A 22,399-nucleotide genomic window follows, 5' to 3' on the forward strand; every position below is an offset into this window, starting at 1 on the left:
AGGAGCGCCCATGACCCCGATCCCCCCCGCCACCACCGGCAGCATGGGCACGCCCGACCCCTTGGCGCAGGACTATCAGCGCTTCCTGCAACTGGGTAGCCGCCGCGCACCGCACACGCTGTATGTGCACGAGCGCGGCTACCGCTGCGCAACCATCAACACCGACGCCCTGGGCATGCGCTACAGCCATTGCGCCGGCAAGCGTTTCTCGGTGGCCGAGCGCGGCGGCGCGGCGCGGGTCAACCTGCTGGTGGGCGGTTCCACCGCCATGGGCATCGGCGCCAGCTCCGACGAACACACCGTGGCCTCGTACCTGTCGGTGCTGACCGGCGAGATCTGGTTGAGCCTCGCAGGTTGCGGCCTGAACGCAACCCAGGAACTGCTGATGTTCCTCACTCACCAGCACCGCTTTGGCCAGATCGGCCACGTGGTGGTGCTCAGTGGCCTGAACACACTGGCCCAGGAGGCCCTCGCCGAAGTCCTGGCCGGTGCGCAGGACCCGCATCGGGCACAGGCCTACCAGGATTTTCTCAACCGTTTCAACGAAGGCGTGCATGCCGGCGGCGAAGCGCGCCGCGAGTCGTTCTGGCAACGCCTTGGCCAACTGCTGGCGCCAGCCCGGGAAACCCACTGGCCGCCAGTGGAACCGCTGTCGAGCCCGGACAAGCGCCTGATCCGCGCCGCCGATGCCGTGGGCCGCACCCTGCGCCAGTGGGACCGGCTGCTGGCGGACGGCCACACCACCCTCACCTTCATCCTGCAACCGCTGCTGCCCTGGTGCCGCGAGGCACTGCCCAAGGCGGAACAGGCCATGCTCGCCAAGCTCGAGCGCCAGCCATCGAACTTCGACCGCCTGCTCGGCGACACCTTCGACAGCCAGCTGCACATGGCCTTCTTCCGCCGCATCAAGAGCCAGGCCGACCCGGTCCCCTGCTACGACATGAACAGCATGCTCAGCAGCTCGCCGGTGTTCGCCGAGCGCCTGTTCGTCGATCGCCTGCATTTCAACGACCTGGGCAACAATGCGCTGGCCAAGGTGATCACTGCCAAGCTGGGGCTGGCCCAGGAAAGACAGGCCCTGCGCAAGGTCGCACCGATCAAGCTGGTCTGATGAGCGGACGCCGGGCTTTCGGGAAAGGCACGCGGATGGATAGAATAGGCCGTCGTCGCTCCTGATTCGCCCGAGGCACCGTGTGACTGCCATGACCATTCCTGCCTTCCCCTCGCTCCTGGCCCGTCCCCGCGCTTGCCTGGCCGCGACGCTGCCGTTGCTGCTGGCCGCCACAGGCGCCCAGGCCCTGGACGTGAGCATCGATCCCCATGCCGACCTGCTCTATCGCCAGGCCCTGCCGCTGCTGGAACAGGCCGACAACCAGGACGACAACGCCGGTCCGCTGCGCACCGCCAGTGGCGACCCCGAGCTCAGCCGCCAGGGCCAGGCGATGGCCCACACGCTGCCCACGGCGGTGGCCCTGCTGAAAAAGTCGGTGGAACTCGGCCACCCGGTAGCCCAGTACCGCCTGGCGCTGTACTACACCACCTATCTGCCGGCAGGACAGATCGCCGAGGCCGCCTGCCCGTTGCTGGAAGCCAGCCTCAAGCAAGGCTTCGCCCCACCCGCGCTGGCCATCGCCCACTGGTGCTCCCCGTACAATGCCAGCCCCGCCTACCGCGAGGCGCTGGAGGCGGTTCCCAGCATGGCCACCTTGTATGCCGCCTACTATCCGCAGCCGGCCACCCGCCTGGTGTGCAACCGTACCCGGCCCCAGGGCCTGCAACTGCAGTGGGGGCGCCAGCGCGACTACCAGGCCGAGATCTACCGCCTGCTCGGTGAGCTCGACCCGCGCCAGCGCCAGGCCTTCCTGCAGAAGGCGGTGGACATCAACGGCTGCGCCGCGGCGCAACAGCGCCTGACCAGCAACCGCTGAGGATCGCTACACAGCGATACATAAACCCACCACCCCCGACACACTGTCGATACCCCGCCACCACACACTCCCGGCCACGACAGCGCGACGGCAGCCCGCCGTTGCCGCCTACACCGGGATGCCTGTTCATGAAAGCCCTGCCACTGTTCACTGACTGGAAGCTGTTCAACGCCCTCGACCACACCGGCAACTGGAGCGCCGACCTGCCGTTGCGCCTGTTCCTGGCCTGGGAGTTCTTCGAATCGGGCCTGGAGAAGTTCAACGGCACCAACTGGTTCGCCGACCTGCAAAGCAGTTTTCCGTTCCCGTTCAACCTGTTGCCGGTGGGTCTCAACTGGCAGCTGTCGATGTGGGCCGAATTGATCTGTCCGCTGCTCCTGCTGCTGGGGCTCGGCACCCGTCTGGCCTCGGCAGTGCTGATGGTGGTGACGGTGGTGGCGATTGCCGCCGTGCACTGGCCGAGCCAGTGGTCGAGCCTGGCGGAATTGGGGCGGGGTTATGCGATCACCGACCAGGGTTTTGGCAACTTCAAGCTACCGTTGATCTACCTGGTGGCGTTGCTGCCGCTGCTGTTGAAAGGGGCTGGAAGGTTGAGCCTGGATCACTGGCTGCGCCGGTACCTGTAGGAGCGGCCTTGTGTCGCGAAAGGGCCGCAAAGCGGCCCCAGGTCACGCAATTGTTGCATGGTTCATTGGGGCTGCTTCGCAGCCCATTCGCGACACAAGGCCGCTCCTTGCGATAGCGTTACACGTCTTCTGCCAGGTTGTCCTCATCCCGCCGATGCGCCCACTGATACAACGCTGGCAACACCAGCAAGGTCAGCGCCGTCGACGACAGGATCCCACCGATCACCACCGTCGCCAGCGGTCGCTGCACCTCGGCGCCGGTGCCGGTGGCCAGGGCCATGGGAATGAAGCCCAGCGACGCCACCAGCGCGGTCATCAGCACCGGCCGCAGGCGGGTCAACGCCCCCTCTTCCACCGCCGCGCGCAAGCTCCGGCCTTCCTCGCGCAGGTTGCGAATGAAGGCAATCATCACCAGGCCGTTGAGCACCGCGACGCCCGACAGCGCGATAAAGCCTACCCCCGCCGAGATCGACAGCGGGATATCCCGCAACCAAAGCGCCAGCACCCCGCCGGTCAGGGCGAAGGGGATGCCGGTGAACACCAGCAGGCCATCCTTGAGGTTGTTGAACATCATCAGCAGCAAGGCCATGACCAGCAGCAGCGAGACCGGCACCACCACCCGCAGGCGCTCTGCCGCCGACTGCAGCTGCTCGAATTGGCCGCCCCAGCGAGTCCAGTAGCCCGGCGGGATCTGCACCTGTTCGATCAGAGTCTGCGAGGCCTGTTCGACGAACGAACCCAGGTCACGCCCACGCACGTTGGCGCTGACCACCACCACGCGCTTGCCATCCTCGCGGCTGACCTGGTTGGGGCCCAGCTGCAGGTTCAGGGTGGCCACCTGTGACAGCGGGATGAAGCCGATCTGCGAGGCACCGGCGGCGGCGCTGGCCGGCACCGGGATCAGCAGGCCGGACAAGCCGTCGACATCGGTGCGTAGCGCTTCCGACAGGCGCACCACCATGTCGAAGCGGCGGTCGCCTTCGTACAGGGTGCCGGCAGTGCGACCACCCACGGCGATGGCAATGGCGTCCTGAACATCGCCCACGTTCAGGCCGTAACGGGCGGCCTTGTCACGGTCGATATCGATGGTCAGCACCGGCAGGCCGGTGGTCTGCTCGACCTTCACCTCGGAGGCTCCCGGCACCTGCTGCAAGCTCGCGGCAATCTGCGCGGCGGTGCGGTTGAGTACCTCCATGTCGTCGCCGAACACCTTCACCGCGACATCGCTGCGCACCCCGGAGATCAGCTCGTTGAAGCGCAGCTGGATCGGCTGCGACAGCTCGTAGTTGCTACCCGGCACGCTGGCGGCGGCACGCTGTACCTCGAAGATCAGTTCATCGCGCGGCTTGCCTGGATCCTGCCATTGCTCGCGGGGCTTGAGCATCACGTAGGCGTCGGAGATGTTCGGCGGCATCGGGTCGGAAGCGATCTCGGCTGTGCCGGTACGGGCGAACACCCGCTCGACTTCCGGCACCTGGGCGATGATGGTCTTCTCCAGCCGCTGCTGCATGTCCACCGACTGCGACAGGCTGGTGCCCGGCACGCGCAGGGCCTGCAGGGCGAAATCACCCTCGCTGAGGCTGGGGATGAACTCACTGCCCATGCGACTGGCCAGCACGCCGGACAGCAGCACCACGGTGGCGGCGCCGGCGAACGCCAGGTTGCGCCGGCCCAGCACCCAGTCCAGCACCGGGGCGTAGCGGCGGCGGGCGGTGCGCATGACCGCGCCCTCCTCCTCCTTCACCTTGCCGGTGACGAACAGCGCGAGCGCCGCCGGAACGAAGGTCACCGAAAGGATCATCGCCCCCAGCAGCGCCATCACCACGGTGAAGGCCATGGGGTGGAACATCTTGCCCTCGACCCCTGTCAGGGCAAAGATCGGCAGGTACACCACCATGATGATCAACTGCCCGTAGATCAGCGGCCGACGTGCCTCGCGGGCGGCGGCGAACACTTCGTGGAAGCGCTCGGAGCGGGTCAGCATGCGGCCATGATGCTGCTGGGCATGAGCCAGGCGGCGGATGGCGTTCTCGACGATCACCACCGCGCCGTCGACGATGATGCCGAAGTCGAGTGCCCCCAGGCTCATCAGGTTGGCGCTGACCTTGTTGCTGAACATGCCGGTGAAGGTGAACAGCATCGACAGGGGGATGACCATGGCGGTGATCAACGCCGCGCGGATGTTGCCCAGGAACAGGAACAATACGGCGATGACCAGGATAGCGCCTTCGATGAGGTTCTTCTTCACCGTGGCGATGGCTTTTTCCACCAGGTTGGTGCGGTCATAGACGGTGATCGCCACCACGCCCTTGGGCAGGCTGCGGTTGATCTCCTCGAGCTTGGCCGCCACCGCCTGGGACACTGTGCGGCTGTTCTCGCCGATCAGCATGAACACCGTGCCCAGCACCACCTCGCGGCCATTCTCGGTGGCGGCGCCCGAGCGCAGCTCCTGGCCCAGGCCAACCTGGGCGACATGGCTGACGCGGATCGGCGTGCCATCGACGCTGGAGATGACGATGTTGGCGATGTCCTCGGCCGAGGCCACCTGGCCCGGGGCGCGGATCAGCAACTGCTCGCCGTTGCGCTCGATGTAGCCGGCGCCGACGTTGGCATTGTTGCGCTCTAGCGCCGCGACCAGGTCGTTGAGGGTCAGCTTGTAGGCCGCCAGGCGCTTGGGTTCAGGCGCGATCAGGTACTGCTTGGCATGGCCGCCGATGCTGTTCACCTCGGCCACACCCGGCACGTTGCGCAGCTGCGGCTTGATGATCCAGTCCTGGATCACCCGCAGATCGGTGGCGGTATAGGACGTGCCGTCGTCCTTCACCGCCCCCTCCTCGGCCTCGACCGTCCACAGGAAGATCTCGCCAAGGCCAGTGGAGATCGGCCCCATGGCCGCCTCGATGCCTTCGGGCAACCGCTCGCGGGCCACCTGCAAGCGCTCGTTGACCAACTGGCGGGCAAAGAAGATGTCGGTGCCGTCATCGAAGATCACCGTCACCTGGGACAGCCCCGAACGCGACAGCGAGCGGGTCTGCTTGAGGCCTGGCAGGCCGGCCATGGCGGTCTCGATGGCGAAGGTGATGCGCTGCTCGGTCTCCAGCGGCGAGTAGCCGGGCGCTGCGGTGTTGATCTGCACCTGCACGTTGGTGATGTCGGGCACGGCGTCGATGGGCAGCTTCTGGTAGCTGTGGATGCCCACGGCGGCCATCAGCACCACGGCGAGCATCACCACCAGGCGTTGCTCGATGGCGAACTGGATAAGGCGTTCGAACATGAATGGCGTCCCCGGTCAGTGGCTGTGTTCGGCCGAGCCTTTGCCCAGCTCGGACTTGAGGACGAAGCTGCCGGCGGCGGCGACCACGGTGCCGGCGGCCAGCCCCTCGCGCACTTCCACCTGGCCGGCGTCGCGGCGCCCGGTCTTCACCGGGCGGGCCTCAAAGCCCTCGTCGGTACGGGCGAACACCACGGTCTGTTCATCCCAGGTCTGCAGTGCGCTTTCCGGCACCACCACGGCGGCGTCGAAACGCTCGACGGTAACCGCGATGTTGACGAACAGCCCGGGGCGCCAGGCGCCATTGGGATTGGCCAGGGTGGCGCGCACGGTGGCGGCGCGGTTCTGCTCGCCGAGCAGGCTGCCGACGTAGTTGACCTTGCCCTCCACCTGGGCGCCGAGGTCCGGCGCGCTGACGCTGACGCCACGGCCGCTGACCACCTTGTCCAGGTCGCGCGGGGCCACGGCGAAGGTGGCCCAGACCCGGCTCAGATCGGACAGGGTGAAGGCATTGCTGGTCTCGTCCACCACCTCGCCCACGGTCAGGTGCTTTTCCACCACCACCGCGTCGAACGGTGCACGCAACTCGTAGCGGTTGCCCTTGCCGGCCGGCGCCACGGCGGCGGCCTTCTGCCCGGCGTTGGCAGCGGCGATCTCGGCCTCCTGCAGCGCCTGGCGGGCCTGCAGGTAGTCCTGTTCGGCGCTGATGCGCTCCTGCCACAGCTGCTTCTCACGCTCGAAGGTCAAGCGGGCCAGCTCCAGGCGGCGCTGGGCGGCCTGCTGCTCGCTGCGCAGCTCGGAGATCTGCTGGCTGGCGATCACCGCCAGCACCTGGCCACGCTTGACCGCCTGGCCCAGCTCGGCCTGCACCGACTCGACCACGCCGGGGACGCGGGGCACCACGTGGGCGGTGCGGTCCTCGTCGAAGCGGATCTCACCGGGGAAGCTGATGGCAGTGCCCAAGGTGCGCGGGCCGGCAGTGGCCAGCTGCACGCCGGCGGCCTGGATCTGCTCGGCGGAGAGATGCAACTGGCCCTCTTCGTCGGCATGGCTTTCGCCTGCGGACTCACCGTGGCCATCGTCCTTGTCTTCGTCGTGGCCGTGGCCGGCTTCGCCGTGGTCGTCGTGCTGGGCCTGGCCGCTGCCGGCCTTACCGAGGGTGCCGGTCCAGGCGGCACCGCCGAGGCCGATAACGGCCAGGGCAGCGGCGAGGATGGCGAGCTTGCGTGGGTTGGTCATTGTTGCTCCTGCTGGAAAAGTCGTTGCAGTTCAGGGCCCATCGCGGGGCAAGCCCGCTCCCGCGGGAATGCGTGGGAGCGGGCTTGCCCCGCGATGGGTCGAGGCTCAAAGCTCGCCGTAGATCCGCTCCACCTGCGCCCGGGCATCGGTCGCCTGGGCCAGCGCTTCGAGGTACAAGCCCCGTGCATCGATCAGCGTTCGCTGGGCGTCGAGCACATCGAGGAAGGCGAACTTGCCCATCTCGAAGCCGCGTGTGGCGGTGTCCACCGCCTGCTGGGCGGCGGGCAGGATGGTGCGGTCGTAGGCCTGCACTTCGCCCATGGCCGTGCCCCACTGCTCCAGGGCGCTGCGGGTTTCGCTGCGCAGGCGCAGCTCCACGGCGTTGCGCAGGTCACGGGCCTGGTCGGCGCGACGGGCGGCGGCCAGCACGTTGCCCTGGTTGCGGTCGAACAGCGGCAGCGGCATCGACAGCCCGACCACGTTGACCCGCTCACGGTCCTCGCGGCTGTACTGGCTGCCCAGGCTGACGGTCAGGTTGGGAATGCGCTGGGCCTTCTCAGAACCGAGGCTGGCATCGCCACGCTCGATCTGTGCCGCGGCCAGGCGCCATTCGGCGGTCTGCTCGACCTTGGCCAGCAGGGGTTCGGCCTGCGGCGCCGGGCCGGGTGAGAGGTTGCTCGCGTCGAGCCGGTCGAAACGGGCCTCGGCACTGCCCGTCAGACGCGCCAGGACCTGGTTGGCCACGCCACGTTCGGTGCGTGCCCGACGCACCGCCGCCTCGGCCTGGGCCAGCTGGACCTGGGCACGGGTGGCCTCCACCGGCGAGGACTGCCCGGCGCGCACCCGCCCCTCCACCACCCGCAGGCCGCGTTCGGTCAGCGCCTGCGACTGTTGCGCCAGCTCCAGCGCGGTCTGTGCCCGCAAGGCGGCATGAAAGGCCTGGATCACATCCGCGCGCAGGCTGTTGCGCTGGCGCTCGAGCTCCAGCCGGGCGATTGCCTGGCCGGCCTTTGCGACTTCGATCCGCGCGCCGCGCTTGCCGCCCAGCTCCAGGGCCTGGCTGAGGGTCACGGTGGTGGTGCTGGTGGCGCGGCGGGTGTCCTCGACCTCCCAGGACAGCTCGGGGTTTGGGATCAACCCGGCCTGGCGGCGCTCGCCCTCGGCGATGCCGATCTCACGGCCGATGGCGGCGAAGTCCGGGTTCTGGGAGAAGGCGGCGTCGAGCGCCTGGTCCAGGCTCAGGCCCTGGGCACCGGCAGGGCCGGCCAGCAACAGGCAGAGCAAGGCGATCTTGCGGGGGATGGGCACGGCGGAAGTCCTCGTCGACAAGCGGCGGAATGCTTTGGCGAGGGACTTTAGGCAGCGGTGGTTATCGGGGCGGTGGCGGGAAGATTACAATTCTGTAATCAAGCATGCCGAGGGTGCATCGCCCTGAAATTTGGGCCTTTCAGGGTGTTCGACGCTAGCGTTGTAGCACCTATGAGATCGAGCGCCGTGCGGGCGGCGCTCGATCTCATAGGTGCTACAGAACTCTCGCCAGGCACCTCTGCGCCATCACCCAATCAAAACCACCCGCAAACACTTGCCATCAGCCCAATCCCGAAATACTGTATGAATAAACAGTTATCTCGGACACTCCCATGCAGCTCATCGCCAAGCTCGGCATCCTCGCCGACGCCGCCAAGTACGACGCGTCCTGCGCCAGCAGCGGCGCCCCCAAGCGCAGCTCCCGTGGCCGCGACGGCCTCGGCGCCACCGACGGCATGGGCATCTGCCACAGCTACACCCCGGACGGGCGCTGCGTGTCGCTGCTCAAGGTGCTGCTGACCAACTTCTGCCTGTACGACTGCCAGTACTGCGTCAACCGCCGCTCCAGCAACGTGCCGCGGGCGCGTTTCAGCCCCGAGGAAGTGGTGCGCCTGACCCTGGACTTCTACCGGCGCAACTGCATCAGCGGCCTGTTTCTCAGCTCCGGCATCATCCGCTCGGCCGACTACACCATGGAGCAGCTGATCCGGGTGGCCCGTCTGCTGCGCGAGGAGCATGGCTTTCGTGGCTACATCCACCTCAAGACCATCCCCGACGCCGACCCGCTGCTGATCGAGGAAGCCGGACGCCTGGCCGACCGCTTGAGCGTGAACATCGAGCTGCCCACCGACGCCAGCCTCGAACGCCTGGCCCCGGAGAAGCGCGCCAGTACCATCCGCCAGGCCATGGGCGTAATCCACCACGGCCAGCAGGCCGTCGCCGGCGAACCACGAGCGCCACGCTTCACCCCCGCCGGGCAGAGCACCCAGGTCATCGTCGGCGCCGACGCCACCGACGACAGCGCCCTGCTGCGCAACGCCGAGTCGCTGTACCAGGGCTATGGCCTCAGGCGCGTCTACTACTCCGCCTTCAGTCCGATCCCCGACAGCCCCTCCAGCGTGCCCCTGGCTGCCCCGCCGCTGCTGCGCGAGCACCGCCTGTACCAGGCCGACTTCCTCCTGCGCGGCTACGGCTACAAGGCCGGCGAGCTTTTGGGCGAAACCGGCAACCTGGCCCTGGATATCGACCCCAAGCTGGCCTGGGCGCTGGCCAACCGCGAGGTATTCCCGCTCGACGTCAACCGCGCCGAGCCGGCCCTGCTGGCGCGCATCCCCGGTATCGGCCTGCGCAGCGTGCAGCGCCTGGTGGCCCTGCGTCGCGAGCGGCGCATCCGCTACGACGACCTGATCCAGTTGCGCTGCGTGCTGGACAAGGCCCGCCCGTTCATCGTCACCAGCGACTACCGCCCGGCCCAGGCCGAGCTGCGCAGCGGCCTGCTGCGCGCCCGCCTGCGCGAACCCCAGGCACCGGTGCAGATGGGCCTGTGGGGATGATCGCGCTGGATTGCGATGACGACTTCGCCACCTGGCGCGACCAGGCGCGGCAACTGCTCGGCCATGGCATCGACCCGGCCACGGTGACCTGGGGCCAGGCGCGCATGGACGACCTGCTGGCCGTGCCCACGCCCCTGCCCGACGGCCCCGGTCCGTTCCGCGCCCGCGTGCCGGCGGCGCTGCTGGCCCAGCTGGAACAGGCCGGGCGATACCGCGGCGAGCAACGCTGGAACCTGCTGTACGAAGTGCTGTGGCGCGTCGCCCATGGCGACCGCACCGCCATGCTCGCCGGCGACCGCCTGGGCAGCGAGATGCAGCGGCGCATCCGCCAGGTCGGCCGCGAAGCCCATCACCTGCATGCCTTCGTGCGCTTCGTGCCACTGCCCGAGGCACTGGCCGAGCAGTTGCAACTGGACCTGGTGGCCTACCACGAACCTGCCCACGACATCCTCGACAGCGCCTGCGGGCATTTCGCCGATCGCCTGGGGCGCCAGCGCTGGTTGATCGCCACGCCCCGCGACGGCGTGCGCTTCGACGGCCAGCACCTGGACTACCGGCGCCAATGCCCGGAGCAATGGCGGCAGTGGGCGCGCAACGCCGAGGACCCCGGTGCCGAGCTGTGGCTGGCCTACTACCGGCACACCTTCAACCCCGCCCGGCTCAACCCCGGCGCGTTGCGCCAGCACCTGCCCGGGCGCTTCTGGCGTCATCTGCCGGAGGGCCCACTGATCCCCGAGCTGGTCGGCCAGGCGCGACATGGCAAACAGCGCGACGGGCAGGCGCAGGAGGTCGGGCGCCAGCGTGGCAAACGCATTGCTTCAGGGAACCACAAACCAAACGAATAGAATTTGTGAAAAGTTCACCATTTTCCGATTCGAAAGCATTGTTGCGGGCCTGACAATCCGACACACTTATTGCTAATTGTTCTCATAAGCACTAGCAATAAGGATAAAGCTCGGCATGTCACCGCACATCTCCCCTCACCGCTTCACGCCCACCCGCAACCTGTTGGCCATGGCCATCTGCATGGCAACCCTCACTCCCGCGCTGGCCGAGGAACAAGCGCCGGCCGTGGTCGAGCTGGGCGCCACGGCCATCAACGACAGCAGCCTGGGCAGCACCACCGAGGGGTCGAAGTCGTACACCACCGGCTCCATGTCCACCGCCACCAAGCTGCCGTTGACCATGCGCGAAACGCCCCAGGCGGTGACCGTGATCACCCGCCAGCGCATGGACGACCAGGGCATGACCAGTATCAACGACGTGGCCAGGTACACGCCGGGGCTGTTCCTCAACCAGTCCAACGGTCCGGGCCGGCAGACCTACAAGGCCCGCGGCTTCGACGTCGACAACGTCATGTACGACGGCATCCCCAGCGCGTACACCGGCTGGGTGGTCGGCGCCCAGCCCAACCTGGCGATGTTCGACCGGGTCGAGGTGGTGCGCGGCGCCACCGGCCTGGTCACCGGTTCCGGCACGCCGTCGGCGGCCATCAACCTGGTGCGCAAGCGCCCGCTGGCGGAACAGAAGGTCACGCTCACCGGCGCCGCCGGCAGCTGGGACAACTACCGCGGCGAACTCGACGCCTCCAGCCCGCTCAACGACAGCGGCACACTGCGCGGCCGCGTGGTGGCCTCGTACCGCGACGCCAACGGCTTCCGTGATGGGCAGCAGGAAGACCACGGACTGTTCTATGCGATCACCGAGGCCGACCTGGGCGAGGACACCACCCTGACCCTCGGCCTGTCCCACCAGAAGGACAAGACCAACGTGTTCTGGGGCGCGATCCCCACCGAGCTCAACGGCCACCACCAGGACCTGCCACGCTCGTACAACCCGGCCACCGACTGGGAGGTCAAGGACCAGGAGATCAACACCCTGTTCGCCGAGCTGCGCCAGCACCTGGCCAATGACTGGAAGCTGCAGGTCAACGCCATCTACAGCGAACAGAACGCGCTGTTCCGCGGCTCGTACCAATCGCGCTGGGACCTGGCCAAGCCGCTGAGCCGCACGGTCTACCAGTCGGCCCACGACGAGAACCAGCTGGGCCTGGACACCTTCGCCAGCGGCCCGTTCGAGGCCTTCGGCCGCACCCACGAGCTGGTGGTCGGTGCCAGCAAGCGCATCTACGACATGACCGAGCGCAACTACAGCCCCTACGACCTGGACTACCCCATCGACGGCGGCAAACCGGACTTCCTGCACACTGGCAGCAGCCGCTACCTGATCAACCAGGAAGGCGTGTACACCACCACCCGCCTGAGCCTGGCCGACCCGCTCAAGCTGATCCTCGGCGGGCGCCTGGACTGGTACGACTACGACCTGCGCGGCAGCAACGAGGGCGACTACAAGGTGACCCGCAACGTCACCCGCTATGCCGGCCTGATCTACGAGCTGGACGAGCACCACTCGCTGTACACCAGCTACACCGACATCTTCCAGCCTCAGGACAACAAAGACCCCAGCGGCACGCCGGTGCGACCGATCGAAGGCAAGAACTACGAAGTGGGCATCAAGGGCGAGTACTTCGACGGCGCGCTCAACGCCAGCCTCGCGGTGTTCCGTATCGACCAGCAGAACCGCGCGGTCGAGGTGGACAAGAGCCTGTGCCGGGCCGGCCAGTTCGCCTGCTACGAAGCCTCAGGCGAGGTGCGCAGCCAGGGCATCGACTTCGAGCTGCAGGGCGCGCTGACCGAGCAGTGGCAGATTGGCGCCGGCTACACCTATGCCCGTGTGCACAGGGTCAAGGACGCCAAGAACCCGCAGAACGTCAACAAGCCGTTCGAATCCGACACGCCGCAGCACCAGTTGAAGCTGTTCACCACCTACCGCTTCCAGGGCCCGCTGGAGAAACTGCGGGTCGGTGGCGGCGTTACCTGGCAAAGCCGCATGTACAACGACTTCACCGTGGCCGACGGCAGCAGCTACCGCCTCGAGCAGGGCGCCTACGCCGTCACCGACCTGATGGCCGGCTACGCGGTCACCCAGCACCTGGACTTGCAGCTCAACGCCAACAACGTGTTCGACAGGAAATACTACTCGTCGATCTCCAAGTCGGTGAACTATGGCGGCGATACCTTCGGCGATCCGCGCAACCTGATGCTGACGGCCAAGTACAGCTTCTGAATCCCTGGGCGCAAGGATGCGCCTCCAGGCCTAACGCGCTTCTACAGACTTCACGCATGCACCCACCGCCGATGCAGCCCGCGCGCCAGGGCATCGAGCATGAACCCCAGCACACCGATCAGCAGCACCATCGCCATCAGCTCCGAGTAGGCCAGCCGATCGCGGGTATCGAGGATGAAGTATCCCAAGCCGGCGCTAACCCCGAGCATTTCGCACGGCACCAGCACGATCCACAGGATGCCGATGGCCAGGCGCACACCGGTCAGCACATGGCCGATCACCCCGGGGATGACCACCTTGCACAAGGTCTCCCAGCGCGTGGCACTGAGGCTGCGGCTCAACTGCAACCAGCGCGGGTCGAGCTGGCGCACCCCGGCGGCGGTGTTCAGCAAAATCGGCCACAGCGCGGCGAAGGCCAGCAGGAAGTAGATCGGCTGGTCGCCCACGCCCATCAGCATCACCACCACCGGCATCCACGACAGCGGCGAGATCATGCGCAGGAACTGGAACGCCGGCGTGGTCGCCGCCTCCAGGTGCCGGTAGCTGCCCACCAGCAGGCCCAGCGGCACGCCGATCAGCAGCGCCAGCAACAGGCCGACGAGGATGCGTTTCAAGCTTACCCAGATGTGCCCATAGACCTCGCCCTGCCCCAGCAACTCCACCAGGCTTTGCAGCGTGGCCTGGGGCGCGAAGCGCGCCGACAGGCCATCGGCGGCGCCGAACAGGCGCACGCCCGCCCACCACAGCAACAACAGCGCCGCCAGGCCCGCCAGGCCCAGGGCACCATGCACGACATGCCTGCGCATCAGACCGCGAACTCCTCGCTACGCTGGAAGTTCTCGGCAATGCCGAACGCGGCCGGGCCACCCACGGCGGCGATGGCGTTGCGCACGAAACGCTCATCCACCAGGTCGCGGGCAGTCTGCGCCGGGTCCAGACCGGCGAGGAAATCGCTCTCGCCGACGATCAGGGTGTTCTTCAGGCGCTTGACCAGTTCCTCGGTGTAGCTGGGGAAGGGGTAAGGCTGGAAGTCGATGCGCTTCTCGTCCCACTGCTGGTGCTGGATCGCGCCGCTGGCGATGTAGCCGGCGCGATCTTCGGCGGAAGGCGCCAGCACCTTGGTCAGCACCGCCGGCTCGTGCGGGGTGTACTTGTTGGGGCCGGCCTTGGACAGCAGGGCTGCGGCCTCGGCGCGGTGCTCGCGGGTCCACTGCTGGGCCTTGACGATGGCGTTGACCACCTTCTGCGACCACTCCGGGCGATTGTTCAGGTCGTGCTCGTGCATGAACACCACGCAGCAGGCATGGTTGCGCCAGACATCACCGGTGAAGCGCTGCACGCGGCCAACCTTGAGGTTCTCGGCCAGGGCGTTGAACGGCTCGGCGACGATATAGCCAGCAATGCGCTTGCTGGCCAGGGCCGGCGGCATGTCCGACGGCGGCAGCACCAGCAGGTTGACCTCGTTGTCCGCCAGTTGCGCGTCGGCAGACTTGGACACGGGCTTCAGACCGTTGTCACCGAGCATCTGCTGCAGCACCACGTTGTGGATCGAGTACCAGAACGGAATGGCCACGGTCTTGCCGCCGAGCTGCTTCATCTCGGTGATGTCCGGGGCCACGGTCAGGCCCGAGCCACCGACATGGTTCCAGGCCACGACCTTGGCCGGCACCTTGCTACCGTAGCGCGCCCACACGGTCATCGGCGACAGCAGGTGGATGACGTTGACCTGGCCGGAGATGAACGCCTCGATCACCTGCGCCCAGCTGCGCAGCAGCACCGGGCGCTCGGCCTTGATGCCCTCGGCCTCGAACAGGCCGTTGTTGTGCGCCACCAGCAAAGGTGTGGCGTCGGTAATCGGCAGGTAGCCGATACGCACGGGCGCGTCCGGCTCGGCGGCGGCGCGGGCCTGCAGGCTCGACAGCAGCGGCACGGCACCGGCGGCGGTAAGCATGGCGCTCAGCTTGAGAAAATCGCGACGGGACGTCGTGGAACAGCAGTCATCCATGCACATGGACAGCCTCCGAGGGCAAGGGGGGTGGAGTGGGTTCGGCTGTGCGGCTTGCCCGCCGAAGGGTTTTCAGGATCTCGATGCGTAGCGCGCCCAGTTCCTCGACCCGCTGCGCGCGGGGCTGCGGCAGGTCGATGTGCCACTGGCCAAGGGTGCGCGCCGGGTGGTTGCCCAGTAGCAGCACGCGATCGGACAGCAGCAGGGCTTCGTCGATATCGTGGGTAATCAGCACCGCAGCGGTATTGTGGGTGGCGATCAGTTGCAGCAGCAGTTGCTGCATGTCGGCCCGGGTCACCTCGTCCAACGCGCCGAAGGGTTCGTCCAGCAACAGCACCTCGGGCTGGCGCGCCAGGCAGCGGGCCAGCGCGGTGCGCTGGGCCATGCCGCCGGACAGCTGCGCCGGGTACTGGCCACGGGCGTGGCCCAGGCCCACCGCGTCGATGGCATGGTCGATCCGTGCACGCCGCTCGGCCGCCGACAGCTTGGGCTGGCGGGCGAAGTCGAGGCCGAAGGCGACGTTCTTCTCAAGGGTCAGCCAGGGCAGCAGGCTGGGGTCCTGGAACGCCACCGCCAGACGCGGATGCGGCCCCTGCAGCGGCTCGCCGCGCAACTGCACGCGGCCGCCACGGGCCTGCTGCAGGCCGGCCAGCACACGCAGCAGGCTGGACTTGCCGACCCCGCTGGGGCCGAGGATGCTGACCACTTCCCCCGGCGCCAGCGCCAGGTCGAACTGCTCCAGCACCGCCTGCCAGCCACCCTCGCGCGGGTAGCCCAGGCTGATGTCACGGGCTTCGAGTAGCACGTCGGTCATGCAGAGGCCGCCTGGCGTTGCAGCTCGGCGCGCAGTTGCACCAGGCTCGGAGTGACGATCGGCACGAACGCCGACTCGCGCCAGCGGCGGGCGAAGCCCTCGCCATAGGCGGTCAGGTAGGCCTTGCCACCGCTGGCCTGCAGCTCCAGCTGCACGGCGTCGGCGGCGCATTCGGCGAGGGTGATGCGCAGTTTGAACAAGGCGGCCGGCTGGCCCTGGAAGCGGTCGTCGCGCAGCCCCTGCTTGAGCTCGGCGACGGTGTTCTCCAGGCGCTCGGCGAGCACCTGGCGGGCCTCCTCGAGGAAGGCGCCACGCCCTTGCAGGTGCGCCTGTGCCTCCTCCAGGGCGCGGCGTGCCAGGCCGATGGCCATGCCGCACTGCAGCGCCAGGAACGCCGGACGCACCCTGGGCAGAAACGCGCGGGCGTTGTCGTGTAGCAGCCAGTCGCGCGCCAAAGGCACCTGGTGGAAGGCCAGCGCCGCCGTGTTGCTCGACTGCAGGCCCATCAGTTGCAGGTCGTCGGAGCGCTCCAGGCCCGGCGCGTTCGACGGGATGGCGACCACGAACGGCGCGCCACCGGTATCATCCTCGATGGCCGCGGCCACCACGAAACCGTGCTGGCGCAGGTTGGTCACCCAGTGCAGGCGTCCTTCCAGATTCCAGCCATCGCTCGCGGCGCGGCCACGCACCTGCAAGGCCTCGATGCCGGAAAGAAACTTCATGGCGTTGGACAGGCCGGTGGCCCCGGCCAGCTCGCCCTTCAGCAGATCGGGCAGCAGCCGCTCGCACAGCGCCCGGTTGGGGCTTTGCAGCAAGTATTCGATGAAGGCGCGCTGGCCCCAGCAGACGAAGGCCGCGGCCAGCGAATGGCTGGCGATGGCGGCGATGGCCTCGACCGCCGCGGTGACGTCGCCACCCGAGCCGCCAAGGGCCGGGTCGACGCCGATGCGCAGCAGTTGCGATTCGGCGATCTGCGCCAGCACCCGGTGTGGATCGCACTGGCCCTGGTCGATGGCCTCGGCATTGGCATCCAGCCATTGTCGAAATGCATGATCAAGCATGTCCCTACTCCTGTTGAAACGCCGGGCGCGCCGGCATCAGGCCCCGATCAGGCCGATGGCTGCCAGCGGTACTTGCCGAGCTCGTCGTTGAGCGGCGTCTGGGCGAACACATTAGCAAAGTTGCACAGGGTTGCGAGGCTCACGCCGAGAATCACTTCCAGGGCGTTGCCTTCGCTGAAACCGGCATCGCGAAACGCCTGATAGGTGGTGTCAGAAACGTTGCCACGGGTGTCGATCACCTCGCGGGCGAACGCGGCCAGGGCCTCGTAGCGGGCGTCGGGCAGCTCGCCACGGGCACGCAGGGCATCGACCACTTCCTGGGGCAGCTTGGCCTTGTTCAGCGCCACAGCGGTGTGGCCGGCAACGCAGAAATCGCAGCCATGCTGGGTGGCGGCGATCAGTTGCACCACTTCGCGCTCGGCCAGGGTCAGCTCGGATTTGCCGTTGAGCGCCGAGACGGTAACGTAGGTTTCCAGCGCCGCCGGGGCGTTGGCCAGGATGCCCAGCAGGTTGGGGATGAAGCCGGAGTTCTTTTGCGCGTTCTCAAGGAATGGGCGGGCGGCTTCCGGGGCGGTCTGCAGGCTGTGTAGAGTGATGCGTGCGGACATGGAGTGGTCTCCTTTGATGTAGGTCGCTACAGTCTGTTGGTTATAAGAAGTAGCATCCATATTCATCAGTCGCCTTTCCTTGCTCCAGAGTCCTTGCATTAGATGATTTCTTCCAGCCCCCTCGTCGATTGGTTATTAGAGAGCCTGGAGCTCGACGCCAGCCTGTTCCATGTCGGCCGCTACTGCGGCGGCTGGCACGCCAGCACCCAGGGCATGGGCCGGGCCAGTTTCCACCTGGTGGTGCAGGGCCATTGCTGGCTGCATATCGATGGCCAGGCGCAGCCGCTGCGCCTGGAGAGCGGCGATGCGGTGTTCCTTTTGCGTGACCTGGCCTATCGGCTGTCCGGCGACGAGGAGGCCGGCGACGCCTGTGCCCAACCGCGCCGAAGCATGCAGCCGCTGGACCTCGAAGCCGGAGACGGCGTGGGGCTAGTGTGCGGGTTCTTCCACTTCCAGTCGGGGTTGTCGTCGCTGATCGTCGACGGACTGGCGGACTGGATCCTGCTGCGCGCCAGCGAGCCGGCCGGCAGCGCGGCGCGGGCGCTGTTCGGGCTGATCCTCGAGGAATGCCGTCGTCCGCAGCCCTCCCAGGCGCTGCTCGAACGCCTCACCCACCTGTTGTTCCTGTATGTGCTGCGCCAGCAAGTGCACGCCGGCCAGTCGCTGGGCGGCCTGGTCGCCCTCGCCCGCCAGCCGGCCTTCGCCGGCTTGCTGGAACGCCTGATCGAGGAGCCGGGGCAGGCCTGGACGCTGGAGAGCATGGCGGCCTGCACGGGGCTTTCGCGCTCGGCCTTCTTCAAGCGCTTCAACGAGCTAGCCGGGCAATCACCCGGGCAGGTACTGCTGGCGCTGCGCATGCGCCATGCCTGCCAATTGCTCAAGACGGGCAATACCGTCGAACAGGTGGGCGCGCAGGCGGGCTATCAGTCAGTGGCGGCCTTTACCCGGGCATTCGCCAAGGCGGTCGGCGTGCAGCCAGGAGCCTATCGCAAACAGCAGGGTGCGGGATAAGGCGCAGCCCCCTCAGGGCCGCCGCTGCATCCACGCCGCCCCCAGCCCGCTGAGGCAGATCACCGCGATGCCGACCAGGCTTGTGCCGTCCGGCACCTGGCCGAACACCACCAGGCCCAGCAACCCGGCGAACACGATCTGGCAATAGCTGAACGGCGCCAATAACGCCGGCGCCGCATGGCGGAACGCCTGGGTCAACAACAGGTGCGCGGTCATCCCGCAGCCACCCAGCGCCAGCATCAGCGGCACATGGGACCATTGCGGCGCCTGCCAGAAAAACGGCACCAGTGCCGTCATGATCAGGGTGTTGCACAACCCGGCGTAGAAGTTGCTGGTGGTCGGGCTGTCGTGGGCCGCCAGTTTGCGCGTCAGCAACTGGTAGAAACAGAACCCCAGCGCCGAGCCGAAGGGAAACAGGATGGCCGGGGTGAACATCGCTCCCCCCGGGTGCACCACCACCAGCACGCCGACAAAGCCCATCACCACCGCCAGCCACTGCCCCGACGTCACCCGCTCCTTGAGCAGCGGCACCGACAGCGCGGTGACCAGTACCGGCGCGAGGAAGTTGACCGAAGTTGCCTCCGCCAGCGGCAGGTACTGCAACCCGGCGGTGAACAGCAGGCTGGTGCTGAGCAGGCTCAACGCGCGCAGGGTCTGCAGCAACGGCCGGCGTGTACGCAGCACCGCGAGGCCCGCCTTGGGCAGGAAGATCCCGGCCATCAGCAGGGTGTGCACCAGGTAACGCACCCAGACCACCATGATGATCGGATAGATCCCACCGAGGAATTTCGACAGTGCGTCGTGGCTGGCGAACAGGAAGGTGGCCACCACCACCAGGGCGATGCCGCGCAGTGGCTGGTTGACTCCGGACAGCGACGAACTGGAACTCATGAGGCTCTCGGGCGAGGGCCCCGGCATGGTGCCGGGGCATGGGCGGATTCTAGAAGAGAACCCGGGGACGCGACAAAGCCTTGTGGTCCAGCTGGTACATTTTGTTCGCTGATCGACCACTTTTACCCAAGTGGCCAGGATCTCAGTTGTGATGCAACGATTGCTGGGGCCGCTTTGCGGCCTGTCAGGCTCGCGGCAGCACCTGCGTCAAGCGCTCGCTCGCCGGCGCCGGCCGGCCATACAAGTAGCCCTGGAAATGCGAACACCCCTCGGCCAGCAGGCGCTCCATCTGCTCGGCCGACTCCACCCCTTCGGCCGTGGTCTTGATCATCAGGCTGTTGGACAGCTCGGTGATGGCGCGGATGATCGACATCGCCTCGCGGCTTTCGCACATGTCGTGGACGAACGACTTGTCGATCTTGATCCGGTCGAATGGGAACGAGCGCAGGTAGCCCAGCGAAGAATACCCCGTGCCGAAATCGTCGAGGGAAATCGACACCCCCAGGTCCTTCAGCGCGCGTAGGGTCCGCACGTTCTCCTCGCTGTTGCCCAGCAGCACCGACTCGGTGATCTCCAGCTCCAGGCGCGTGGCCGGCAGGCCTGAATCGGCCAGGGCCAGGGCCACGGTATGCACCAGGTTGGCATTCTTGAACTGCACCGCCGAGAGGTTGACCGATACCGTCTGCGTGGTGCCCCAGCTGGCCGCCTCCTGACACGCCAGGTTCAGCGCCCGGGCGCCGATCTCGTGGATCAGGCCGGTTTCCTCGGCGATGGGAATGAAATCCATCGGCATGATCATGCCGCGGCTCGGGTGTTCCCAGCGCAGCAGGGCCTCGTAACCGGTAACAGTGGCGCTCTGCTGGTCCACCACCGGCTGGTAGTGCAGTTGCAGCTGGCCCAGGTGCAGCGCGGTGCGCAGGTCAGTCTCGACCAGGCGGCGCTGGCGGGCGGCGACATCCAGTTCGACATGAAAGCACTCGTAGCGGTTGCGGCCGTTGCGCTTGGCCTCGTACAGGGCCATGTCGGCGTAGCCCAGCAACTGCTCGGCCTGGTGGTGGTCATCGGGCGCGACCGCCACGCCGATGCTCACCCCTACGCTGAACTGGTGCCCTTCGATATGGAACGGCGGGCAGATCGCCTCGATCAGGCGCTGGGCGGTGATGCGCGCGGCGTCACAGGTCTCCAGGCCCGACAGCACCACGGCGAACTCGTCGCCGCCAAGCCGGGCCAGGGTGTCGTGCTCGCGCAGCTCGCGGCGCAGGCGCTTGCCCAGGGCGCGCAGCAGCTTGTCGCCGAAGGCGTGGCCGAGGGTGTCGTTGATGTTCTTGAAGTTGTCCAGGTCCAGGCACAGGGCAGCGGTCAGCTTGCCGCTGTCCTCGCCGCGCAGCAACGCCTGCTTGAGACGTTCATGGAACAGGGTTCGATTGGGCAGCCCGGTCAGCGCATCGTGATGGGCCATGTGGTGGATCTGGGCATGGGCGGCCAGTTCCTCGGTGGCGTCCTCGGCGACGAACAGCACGTAGTCCCCCTGCCCTTCACGATTGTCGCAGAGCGTGGCCCGGCTGCGCAGCGTACGCGGCCCCGTGGCGGTGTCGACCCGGGTTTCGGCGGCGTAGCCCTTGGTGCTGCGCGCCCCGCGCGCCAGCTGCTGCTCGAGGTAGTCGACGGCCGCCGGCACCAGGCATTGGCGCGGCAACTGGCCGACCATGCGTGTGCCCTGGCGGCCGAACAAGCGCTCGGCCTGCTGGTTGGCCAGGAGGATCTGCTGGCTCTGCAGGTCCTGGACAATGACGCTGGCGGGAATGTTGGCGATCACCGAGTCGAGGAACTGCGACAGGGTGGTCATCTCCTGGCTGTACTGTTCGGCCAACTCCTTGGCCTTGAGCAGCTCAAGCTCATGCTGGCGGCGCTCAGAAATGTCGCGGGTGATCTTGGCATAGCCGATCAACTGGCCGCTGTGTTCATCCTTGATCGGCTCGATCACCACGCTGGTCCAGAAGTGCGACCCGTCCTTGCGCTGGCGCAGCCCTTCGGCCTGGAAACGCCCCTCGTTGCGCGCGGTGTCCAGGCTGCGTGCCGGCAGCCCGGCATGGCGGTCCTCGTCGGTATAGAACACCGAGAAGTGCTGGCCGATGATCTCCTCGGCCTGGTAGCCCTTGGCCCGCTGCGCGCCCGGGTTCCAGTTGGCGACAATGCCCTCGGGGGTGAGCTGGTAGATGGCGTAGTCCGCCACGCTCTGGATCAACAACCGGTACATCATGTCGGGATTGGCGGCGAGCGACATGGGAATGACCTGACTCCTTCACAGCAGGAATAGGAAACCTCCGGACCGTACGTCGGAACAGTCCGAAATTACGAAGTGCTGGCATTATGCCGCTCGATGCGGGGCTTTTGTGAAGCGCGTCACAAAAAATCTGCAAGGCTTCAGTGCCGCTGCCGGGTCACCAGGAAGTTGCACAGTGGCGGCTCGTCATCCAGGGCGATCTCACGTACCGCACGCGGCAGGTCCGCCAGCACTGCCTGGCAGAACGCCAGTGCCGGGGCATCCGCGGGATAGCAGCGCACCAGCCAGTCGCTATCGCCTTCGCACAGCGTCTGCCGCGCCACCGCCAGGCCCACGCCCTGGCGGCGGTACTTCTTGAGGATGAACAGGTCGGCCAGCTCGCAGGCCTCGATGCCGGGCAGCTCGCTGCGCTCGATGAGCATGAAGCCGGCGATGAAGCCGTCCACCAGGATCAGGCTGGCGCTCCAGCCGGGGGTTTGCCAGTAGCGGGCGAAGTGCGGCTCGTGAATGTAGAAGCGCCCGTCCACCTCGACGTCCTCCTGCTCCCAGTCGGAGGATTCGTAAGCGTAGAACTGGTAGAGGTTACGCACCAGCTCGGCGTGCTCGGGGTCGGTCTGGAGCAACTCGACAGGGACAGTCATGGTGCAGGCTCGATCAATTCGCAAATCGCGAGT

18 protein-coding genes are annotated in these 22,399 nt (G+C 67.2%); 7 read left to right on the forward strand and 11 right to left on the reverse strand.

Annotated elements, in window-relative coordinates; translation table 11 throughout:
• Positions 1-10 precede the first annotated feature (10 nt).
• The 3 genes from AC25M7_RS05450 to AC25M7_RS05460 all read left to right on the forward strand — a co-directional run bounded on the left by AC25M7_RS05450 (position 11) and on the right by AC25M7_RS05460 (position 2,554).
• On the forward strand, positions 11-1,111 hold the full coding sequence (locus AC25M7_RS05450) for a hypothetical protein (protein ID WP_182324734.1): 1,101 nt from the start codon (positions 11-13) through the stop codon (positions 1,109-1,111).
• Positions 1,112-1,202: 91 nt separating this feature from the next.
• A complete protein-coding gene (locus tag AC25M7_RS05455) occupies positions 1,203-1,928 on the forward strand; it encodes a hypothetical protein (protein WP_062359728.1) in 726 nt (241 codons plus the stop codon).
• A 128-nt stretch (positions 1,929-2,056) separates the two neighbouring features.
• On the forward strand, positions 2,057-2,554 hold the full coding sequence (locus AC25M7_RS05460; RefSeq protein ID WP_062573596.1) for an HvfX family Cu-binding RiPP maturation protein: 498 nt from the start codon (positions 2,057-2,059) through the stop codon (positions 2,552-2,554).
• Between the two features lie 118 nt (positions 2,555-2,672).
• On the opposite strand, the gene AC25M7_RS05465 is transcribed toward AC25M7_RS05460, so the two are convergent.
• The 3 genes from AC25M7_RS05465 to AC25M7_RS05475 form a co-directional block, all read right to left on the reverse strand.
• Positions 2,673-5,828: a CusA/CzcA family heavy metal efflux RND transporter gene (locus tag AC25M7_RS05465; RefSeq protein WP_241412973.1), complete on the reverse strand. Its 3,156-nt coding sequence runs from the start codon at positions 5,826-5,828 to the stop codon at positions 2,673-2,675.
• Positions 5,829-5,843: 15 nt separating this feature from the next.
• Positions 5,844-7,064, reverse strand: a complete 1,221-nt coding sequence (locus tag AC25M7_RS05470) for an efflux RND transporter periplasmic adaptor subunit (protein ID WP_028691819.1) — start codon at positions 7,062-7,064, stop codon at positions 5,844-5,846.
• Positions 7,065-7,169: 105 nt separating this feature from the next.
• Complete coding sequence (locus tag AC25M7_RS05475) at positions 7,170-8,372, reverse strand: TolC family protein (RefSeq protein WP_062359723.1); 1,203 nt, start codon at positions 8,370-8,372, stop codon at positions 7,170-7,172.
• Between the two features lie 332 nt (positions 8,373-8,704).
• On the opposite strand from AC25M7_RS05475, the gene AC25M7_RS05480 reads away from it, so the two are divergent.
• The 3 genes from AC25M7_RS05480 (at position 8,705) to AC25M7_RS05490 (ending at position 13,051) form a co-directional block, all read left to right on the forward strand.
• Positions 8,705-9,925: a putative DNA modification/repair radical SAM protein gene (locus tag AC25M7_RS05480; protein WP_028691821.1), complete on the forward strand. Its 1,221-nt coding sequence runs from the start codon at positions 8,705-8,707 to the stop codon at positions 9,923-9,925.
• Entirely contained in the window at positions 9,922-10,770 is an 849-nt protein-coding gene (locus AC25M7_RS05485; protein WP_486970820.1) for a TIGR03915 family putative DNA repair protein, read from the forward strand. Before AC25M7_RS05480 ends, AC25M7_RS05485 begins: the two co-directional genes overlap by 4 nt.
• 115 nt (positions 10,771-10,885) lie before the next feature.
• Positions 10,886-13,051 carry a TonB-dependent siderophore receptor gene (locus AC25M7_RS05490; RefSeq protein ID WP_486970821.1) on the forward strand — a complete coding sequence of 722 codons (2,166 nt, stop codon included), beginning with the start codon at positions 10,886-10,888 and terminating at the stop codon, positions 13,049-13,051.
• Positions 13,052-13,101: 50 nt separating this feature from the next.
• Here AC25M7_RS05490 and AC25M7_RS05495 read toward each other — a convergent pair whose 3' ends face one another.
• From AC25M7_RS05495 to AC25M7_RS05515, 5 genes are read right to left on the reverse strand one after another with little or no spacing between them, the layout of a single operon-like run.
• The gene (locus AC25M7_RS05495; protein WP_028691824.1) at positions 13,102-13,857 is read right to left on the reverse strand and encodes an ABC transporter permease; all 756 of its coding nucleotides are present in this window, start codon (positions 13,855-13,857) and stop codon (positions 13,102-13,104) included.
• Positions 13,857-15,062, reverse strand: coding sequence for an ABC transporter substrate-binding protein (locus AC25M7_RS05500; RefSeq protein ID WP_486970822.1), 1,206 nt, complete (start codon positions 15,060-15,062; stop codon positions 13,857-13,859). The genes AC25M7_RS05495 and AC25M7_RS05500 overlap by 1 nt, the downstream gene beginning before the upstream one ends.
• On the reverse strand, positions 15,049-15,870 hold the full coding sequence (locus AC25M7_RS05505) for an ABC transporter ATP-binding protein (RefSeq protein ID WP_028691826.1): 822 nt from the start codon (positions 15,868-15,870) through the stop codon (positions 15,049-15,051). Before AC25M7_RS05505 ends, AC25M7_RS05500 begins: the two co-directional genes overlap by 14 nt.
• On the reverse strand, positions 15,867-16,931 hold the full coding sequence (locus AC25M7_RS05510; protein ID WP_062359718.1) for an acyl-CoA dehydrogenase family protein: 1,065 nt from the start codon (positions 16,929-16,931) through the stop codon (positions 15,867-15,869). Before AC25M7_RS05510 ends, AC25M7_RS05505 begins: the two co-directional genes overlap by 4 nt.
• Positions 16,932-16,978: 47 nt before the next feature.
• The gene (locus AC25M7_RS05515) at positions 16,979-17,539 is read right to left on the reverse strand and encodes a carboxymuconolactone decarboxylase family protein (RefSeq protein ID WP_028691828.1); all 561 of its coding nucleotides are present in this window, start codon (positions 17,537-17,539) and stop codon (positions 16,979-16,981) included.
• A gap of 102 nt (positions 17,540-17,641) precedes the next feature.
• Here AC25M7_RS05515 and AC25M7_RS05520 point away from each other — a divergent pair, with 102 nt between their 5' ends.
• Positions 17,642-18,550, forward strand: a complete 909-nt coding sequence (locus tag AC25M7_RS05520; protein WP_062359714.1) for an AraC family transcriptional regulator — start codon at positions 17,642-17,644, stop codon at positions 18,548-18,550.
• Positions 18,551-18,562: 12 nt separating this feature from the next.
• Here AC25M7_RS05520 and AC25M7_RS05525 read toward each other — a convergent pair whose 3' ends face one another.
• The 3 genes from AC25M7_RS05525 to AC25M7_RS05535 all read right to left on the reverse strand — a co-directional run bounded on the left by AC25M7_RS05525 (position 18,563) and on the right by AC25M7_RS05535 (position 22,366).
• On the reverse strand, positions 18,563-19,441 hold the full coding sequence (locus tag AC25M7_RS05525) for a DMT family transporter (RefSeq protein WP_486970823.1): 879 nt from the start codon (positions 19,439-19,441) through the stop codon (positions 18,563-18,565).
• Positions 19,442-19,625: 184 nt separating this feature from the next.
• On the reverse strand, positions 19,626-21,725 hold the full coding sequence (locus AC25M7_RS05530) for a putative bifunctional diguanylate cyclase/phosphodiesterase (protein WP_069017205.1): 2,100 nt from the start codon (positions 21,723-21,725) through the stop codon (positions 19,626-19,628).
• Positions 21,726-21,865: 140 nt separating this feature from the next.
• On the reverse strand, positions 21,866-22,366 hold the full coding sequence (locus tag AC25M7_RS05535) for a GNAT family N-acetyltransferase (protein WP_241412977.1): 501 nt from the start codon (positions 22,364-22,366) through the stop codon (positions 21,866-21,868).
• Positions 22,367-22,399: the final 33 nt, after the last annotated feature.

The organism is Pseudomonas sp. P106(2024) (genome assembly GCF_057480815.1).

What these genes read in the sequence shown, in the direction of transcription:
- AC25M7_RS05465 (WP_241412973.1), bottom strand. Translation starts at nt 5,828, where the DNA reads ATGTTCGAACGCCTTATCCAGTTCGCCATCGAGCAACGCCTGGTGGTG.
- AC25M7_RS05500 (WP_486970822.1), bottom strand. Translation starts at nt 15,062, where the DNA reads ATGTGCATGGATGACTGCTGTTCCACGACGTCCCGTCGCGATTTTCTC.
- AC25M7_RS05450 (WP_182324734.1), top strand. Translation starts at nt 11, where the DNA reads ATGACCCCGATCCCCCCCGCCACCACCGGCAGCATGGGCACGCCCGAC.
- AC25M7_RS05455 (WP_062359728.1), top strand. Translation starts at nt 1,203, where the DNA reads ATGACCATTCCTGCCTTCCCCTCGCTCCTGGCCCGTCCCCGCGCTTGC.
- AC25M7_RS05510 (WP_062359718.1), bottom strand. Translation starts at nt 16,931, where the DNA reads ATGCTTGATCATGCATTTCGACAATGGCTGGATGCCAATGCCGAGGCC.
- AC25M7_RS05520 (WP_062359714.1), top strand. Translation starts at nt 17,642, where the DNA reads ATGATTTCTTCCAGCCCCCTCGTCGATTGGTTATTAGAGAGCCTGGAG.
- AC25M7_RS05480 (WP_028691821.1), top strand. Translation starts at nt 8,705, where the DNA reads ATGCAGCTCATCGCCAAGCTCGGCATCCTCGCCGACGCCGCCAAGTAC.
- AC25M7_RS05525 (WP_486970823.1), bottom strand. Translation starts at nt 19,441, where the DNA reads ATGAGTTCCAGTTCGTCGCTGTCCGGAGTCAACCAGCCACTGCGCGGC.
- AC25M7_RS05470 (WP_028691819.1), bottom strand. Translation starts at nt 7,064, where the DNA reads ATGACCAACCCACGCAAGCTCGCCATCCTCGCCGCTGCCCTGGCCGTT.
- AC25M7_RS05535 (WP_241412977.1), bottom strand. Translation starts at nt 22,366, where the DNA reads ATGACTGTCCCTGTCGAGTTGCTCCAGACCGACCCCGAGCACGCCGAG.
- AC25M7_RS05460 (WP_062573596.1), top strand. Translation starts at nt 2,057, where the DNA reads ATGAAAGCCCTGCCACTGTTCACTGACTGGAAGCTGTTCAACGCCCTC.
- AC25M7_RS05530 (WP_069017205.1), bottom strand. Translation starts at nt 21,725, where the DNA reads ATGTCGCTCGCCGCCAATCCCGACATGATGTACCGGTTGTTGATCCAG.
- AC25M7_RS05505 (WP_028691826.1), bottom strand. Translation starts at nt 15,870, where the DNA reads ATGACCGACGTGCTACTCGAAGCCCGTGACATCAGCCTGGGCTACCCG.
- AC25M7_RS05515 (WP_028691828.1), bottom strand. Translation starts at nt 17,539, where the DNA reads ATGTCCGCACGCATCACTCTACACAGCCTGCAGACCGCCCCGGAAGCC.
- AC25M7_RS05485 (WP_486970820.1), top strand. Translation starts at nt 9,922, where the DNA reads ATGATCGCGCTGGATTGCGATGACGACTTCGCCACCTGGCGCGACCAG.
- AC25M7_RS05490 (WP_486970821.1), top strand. Translation starts at nt 10,886, where the DNA reads ATGTCACCGCACATCTCCCCTCACCGCTTCACGCCCACCCGCAACCTG.
- AC25M7_RS05495 (WP_028691824.1), bottom strand. Translation starts at nt 13,857, where the DNA reads ATGCGCAGGCATGTCGTGCATGGTGCCCTGGGCCTGGCGGGCCTGGCG.